Genomic DNA, 1,785 nt, shown 5'->3' on the forward strand with positions numbered 1-1,785 from the left:
ACCGGTCTCGTCACCGACCAGAAGGTCGCCCTGCCGGTCGCCAGCGCCTCCGACGGCGGCTGGGGCGAGGACCAGTACTCCAACGGCAACGCCGCGATGGCGGTCGACGGCACCTGGAACGCCGTCAGCTACCTGAAGAACCAGGCCGGCTTCACCGCCGGCATGGCGCCGCTGCCGGGTGAGGGCAAGGACTCGCTGAGCCTCATCCTCGGCTCCGGCTACGGCATCTCCAAGACCTGCAAGAACAAGGACGCCGCGCTCAAGGTGCTCGGATCCCTGCTCAGCAAGGACTCGCAGGACTACATCGCCTCCTCCGGCCGCAGCTACCCGGCGCGCATCGAGAGCCAGCCGCTGTACTTCGAGTCGATCGACGCGAAATACCGTGCGCAGGTCGAGGAGGTCTTCAAGGCCGCTTTCGCGAACGTGCAGGGCCAGTACGTCACCGACAACTGGTCGAAGGTCGGCACCTTCATCCAGCCGCAGCTGGTGAGCGTCTACAACGGCCAGACCTCCATGGCCGAGGTGCTCAAGAGCGCCCAGCAGCAGTTCGGCAAGTGATCCTCTCCCGGCCTGGCGGATCCGTCCGCCGGGCCGGGACACCACTCTGGAAGAAGGAGGAACGGTGACCATCGCCGCATCCCGCCGCCGCGCGTCGCAGAGCCGACGCGGTGCTCCGCCCCGACGCGGATCCCTCATGCGTGCGGAGGGCCGTCAGGCGCTCGGCTTCGCGAGCCCCGCCCTGATCGGCCTCGCCGTGTTCACCGTCGTGCCGGTCGTGCTCTCCATCGTGATGAGCTTCTACAACTGGCCCACGTTCGGCGACAAGACGTTCAACGGCGTCGACAACTACATCAAGCTCTTCACGTCGAGCCCCGACTTCTGGCCGGCGATGCGCAACACGGCCGTCTTCACGATCGTCTACGTGCCGCTCAGCATCGTCTGCTCCCTGATCCTGGCGATGTCCCTCGGGCCGCGGATCCGCGGACGCGGTGCGCTGCGCGTGCTGTTCTTCATCCCCGTCGTCACGCCGATGGTCGCGAGCGTCCTGGTCTGGAAGATGATGCTGCAGCCGCAGGGCCTCTTCAACGGGATCGCTCAGGGCTGGTTCGGCATCAAGCTCCCGAACTTCCTCGCCGACCCGTTCTGGGCCATGGCGATGGTCATCATCATGAGCGTCTGGCAGGGCCTCGGCTACAACATGCTGATCTTCTCCGCCGCCCTCGAGCAGCTGCCGGAGTCGGTCATCGAGGCGGCCCGCATCGACGGGGCCTCCGGCTTCCGGATGCAGTGGAGCGTCGTCGTCCCGATGATCTCTCCCTCGATCTTCTTCGCCACGATCATGACCATGATCACGTCCTTGCAGGTGTTCGCGCAGCCGCAGCTGCTCACCGGAGGCGGACCGGGCAACGCGACGCAGCCTCTGGTCCAGTTCATCTACAACCAGGGCTTCAAGTTCCAGGATCTCGGCAACGCCGCTGCCGGCGCGTGGATCCTGTTCGCGCTCATCATCATCGTCACCGCGCTGCAGTTCGGGGCGCAGAAGAAGTGGGTGCACTATGAGCACTGATCTGCAGCAGGCGGCGATCGCCCGGTCCACCGATGCGGTCGAGGTCGCGGCCGAGGATCGCGGCAGGCGCTCCAAGGCGCCGCTGTCCGCGGCCGAGCGGACCCGCCTCATCATCGCGCACGTCTTCGTCTACCTCGCGGCGCTCGTGTTCGTCTCGCCGCTGGTCTACTCGTTCTTCTCGGCACTCAAGCCGAACAACGAGATGTTCTCGATGCCGC

2 protein-coding genes and 1 pseudogene are annotated in these 1,785 nt (G+C 66.2%); all 3 read left to right on the forward strand.

The annotated features are described in order from the left end of the window. The coding region (locus tag B7X32_RS20710; protein ID WP_292724081.1) for an extracellular solute-binding protein at positions 1-558 on the forward strand (558 nt) is incomplete at its 5' end. Positions 559-622: 64 nt separating this feature from the next. After that, a complete protein-coding gene (locus tag B7X32_RS20715; RefSeq protein WP_292724083.1) occupies positions 623-1,567 on the forward strand; it encodes a sugar ABC transporter permease in 945 nt (314 codons plus the stop codon). Then, a pseudogene (locus B7X32_RS20720) lies at positions 1,557-1,785 on the forward strand (hypothetical protein); the annotation flags it as partial. The gene B7X32_RS20715 and the pseudogene B7X32_RS20720, both read left to right, overlap by 11 nt.

It is taken from the genome of Microbacterium sp. 13-71-7, assembly GCF_002257455.1.
GTDB lineage: Bacteria > Actinomycetota > Actinomycetes > Actinomycetales > Microbacteriaceae > Microbacterium.